This window comes from Mesorhizobium sp. M7A.F.Ca.ET.027.03.2.1, assembly GCF_003999175.1.
In the GTDB taxonomy this organism is placed as follows: Bacteria; Pseudomonadota; Alphaproteobacteria; order Rhizobiales; family Rhizobiaceae; genus Mesorhizobium.
On sequence record NZ_RZOM01001631.1, the window covers coordinates 1 to 820 of the forward strand.

Sequence of the window (820 nt, forward strand, 5' to 3'; positions counted from 1 at the left end):
TGTCCAGATCAACCGGCAGGGTCGTCTGGGTGGATTCCTCGGCGTTCTGAAAGCCCGCTACGAGCTCAATGGAGCGCCATTGAATGCGGCGATCATCGGGCCGCTCATGGCCGACCCCGGCGCCGATGACGGCTCGGCCGGACCCCAATTGCTGCGTGCCTTGCATCAAGGCGAATTCGATCTGCAGCTGACCGATTCGGCCAACCGGACATCCTTGGCCTTCGCGCGCCCGATGAAGTACCAACTCCTTCCTGTGCATTGTCTGGGATGGACATATGTTTTCCGGCCGGCGGCGATGGCCGCCTCCGCACTGCACCGTAAATGGCCTGGCCTGCCTCGCCTTGTACTCGATCCATGCGCAAGAGCATTCGATGCTCTCGCGAAGAAAAGGTTCGAGCCGCCGGTCCTCCATTCATCGTCGCATCGCACCCATCGTGAGCCGATCGATGCCGTTCAATTTGCCGAGAAGCTGCCGACCCTCCTGTCTGGTTACGCTCTTCGGCCGAGTTGGAAGGATGGGGAACTTGCACGGCTGCTTGCGCTGGCGGCCGAGAAGCGGGCCGACGGCCCCCTTCATTTCGGTGGGACCTACGACGAAACGGGCAAAATGCTCGGTTGTTATGCCTTCTATGGTCAAGCCGGCGGCGTGGCGAACCTGTTGCAGATCCAGGCATCCGGATTGCACTGGGGCGCGACGCTGGATGCGCTTGTCGCCGCCGCATGGGAGATGGGCTGCGTGGGCATCACCGGACAGACGCAGACCAAATTCATACCGCAACTCTTTGGCTACAAGAATGTCTTCTTCCGCTATGCCGGGGGA

The 820-nt window shown here is 61.2% G+C and carries 1 protein-coding gene; it reads left to right on the forward strand.

Going from position 1 to position 820, the window contains the following annotated elements; genetic code table 11:
- Positions 1 to 820: hypothetical protein (locus EN750_RS36940; protein WP_127399457.1), on the forward strand; the 820-nt coding region annotated here is incomplete at both ends.